Below are 2,505 nucleotides of genomic sequence, written 5' to 3'. Positions count from 1 at the left end.
GACATCCTCTTCGTTGAGCGATTGACGAATGCTGCGCGTAATGTCGATAAATACCTGAGCTTTATCTGCTTTCGTATCAACCTGTTCTAAAAGCTTGGTGTAGTCAAGGGCGAATCCTACTTGTATAGCTATCTGAGCGAACAAATCAATCTCAGACTGCTGCCAAAAGCGGATTCTAGAACACTGATGTGCAATCAATAAACCGAATAGCTGTTTGCCTTTGAGAATAGGTGCTACTAAATTAGATTTGACAGCAAATTGCTCTAGCAACTCAATATCATTATCACTGAGATCGGCTTGATGAATATTATCAATAGCATGGATGGAACCATTCTGGTATTTTTCTATATACCCTGCCTCGAACCCAGGCTCAGAGACTGTAAACCCTAATATTCTTGGTAAACCAGGTGCTACTGACTCAGCGATAAATGTTCCATTAGAGTTGGAATTGAAACAAAAAATGGTTACGCGGTCAATGCTTAAAGCTTTACGAATTTCTTCTGAGGTAGTTTTGAGAACATCTTCTTCATTGAATGATTCTCGAACCCATCGCGTAATTTTAATTAATAATTGGGAGTAATCAGCTTCGGCTTCTTTCTCCTTTACCAAAACTGAAAGCAGATCTGTAAATAAGTTTATGTTTCTCTCTAACATCACTAATTCATCTTCGTTAGAGATGAAATATTGAGTAAACTCACTGTCTGGACGCAGCTTGTTTTTGATATTATTAGAAATTGCCGCAGCTTTACTGACTCGACTAATAGCTCGATTAGTGACAAAAACAGCGATCGCACCTGTTAAAATTGCTGTTACTCCCATACCAGTTAACAATAGCGACAATTGTCTCTGTAGAGCTAGTTCAGTTTCTGTTGAACTTGCTGCACTCTCAAGTCTTACTTGTGGAATTTGTTTGGTAATTAAATTAATACCGTAATAGTAAGTAGCTGTTCCAATTGCAACCACAGGAATAACACTAATACTTAGTGCCCAAACAATTGCTTTAGTTTTTAAACTCCATTTTTGTTGCCACAGCCTTTGTTCACGATTTCGTCTTGCTTGGTTTTGAGAAAAAGACTGATTCATAAATGAAACCTGGATTGCTGCAATTGAGAATCAAGTAAATAACCTCTCCACCAAATTCTACACAAAACTTATAAAACAAGGATTGGCTTTCTGAGGTATTTTGAGACACTAACCTTTTACGTCATGCCCCATAAAGCTTTTGTTGCCTTTGACCTCAAAAAAATCAGGTCTGTTTAACGGGGTTGTTAACAGTAAAATGGCGATCGCTTTTTTAATGTCTCATTTTCTTATCAGGTGTGTAGTTTTCTGGCAAAACAGCCAAAAAATCTTTCTTTTTCAACAAGGTTATACAGACTTCTCACAGTTAGCCTCCCCCTCAGAAAGAGAAGGAACAACCCCAGAATAAGCCTTTAAGCCTTTTGACAGGAGAGAGACTTACTACTCACCTTCCTTAGATTTGCGTAGCGGCACAACGTGCAGGAAGGAGTTTTGATTCAAGCATATTTATTGTAGTCTACTTGACTAAAAATCTCTGTAGCTGCAAGCACACAAACATGCTTTATAAAAATTTTAACTTATCCTCCTGCGGTTATAGATGCTCAAGCTGTGGTTAATACAACTTCTTCTGTAGTTATCAATGCTCAAGTGGAGTTCGCAAAAGTGAACGTATTCGTAAAAGCAGGGCGACTTGCTTAAAAACTGTTGCACAAAAAGCATGAGTCAGAGCGCTCAAAACTCATAATTTATTCTATGGTTGATAGTGTGCAATGGCTGAGTTGGGCTACGCCTACGCACTATTCCTAGAAGCTCAAAATTTATTTTTTAATTGCCGTAATTGCGACATTTTCCAGAAATAGCTAGAAATCCAATTGGTAATAATGTGAGCGACAATCGGTACTAATAAGTTGCCAGTGAGCAGGGCACTATATGCGAATATCATCCCGACAATTGTTGCCCAAATCACATAAGGCCATTGTTGGGAACCGCTAAGATGCAAGATGCCAAAGCAAAGACTAGATACAATGACAGCTACATGATCCAAGCCTAAAGCTGGCAGCATTACACCTCTAAATAATAATTCTTCACTCAACCCTGGTAGTAACCCCAGCCAAATTAAGTCTGGTAAGGCTAAGGGCCTCAGTACCACTTCTAGATAATAATCTGCACTTTTACGATAGGCAGTCCAAACGCGATAAGCTACGCCACTTAAGGCAGTGATAGTGAATCCTAACCCTACACCCAACAGCAACTCTCTTTGGTTCAAGTCCCAAGAAAATAGAGAAAACTTGCCAAGGTATAACGAAAGTTTAGCGACTATCAACAAAATGATTGCAGTCGCTCCCATCGCCCCAAGTATTTGGATGCGCGTCAGGTATGGAATTTCTGGCTCTTGTTTGTGTTGTTCAACCACGGGTTTTTAAGGGGAGTGGGGCATACTTCGACTGCGCTCAGTAACCAGGGGGGCAGAAAGAGAAATAATTG

Annotated in this window: 2 protein-coding genes; both read right to left on the bottom strand. The window is 39.6% G+C overall.

All coding sequences use genetic code 11. The features are described from left to right. The coding region (locus ACFE90_RS37760) for a GAF domain-containing protein (RefSeq protein ID WP_375507341.1) at window positions 1-1,083 on the bottom strand (1,083 nt) is incomplete at its 3' end. Window positions 1,084-1,831: 748 nt separating this feature from the next. After that, entirely contained in the window at window positions 1,832-2,434 is a 603-nt protein-coding gene (locus tag ACFE90_RS37755) for a CPBP family intramembrane glutamic endopeptidase (RefSeq protein WP_375507340.1), read from the bottom strand. Window positions 2,435-2,505 lie beyond the last annotated feature (71 nt).

This window comes from uncultured Nostoc sp. (assembly GCF_964245445.1).
Lineage (GTDB): Bacteria > Cyanobacteriota > Cyanobacteriia > Cyanobacteriales > Nostocaceae > Nostoc.
Note: the sequence above shows the minus strand (reverse complement) of the source record. Positions and strands in the feature narration are given on the sequence as shown.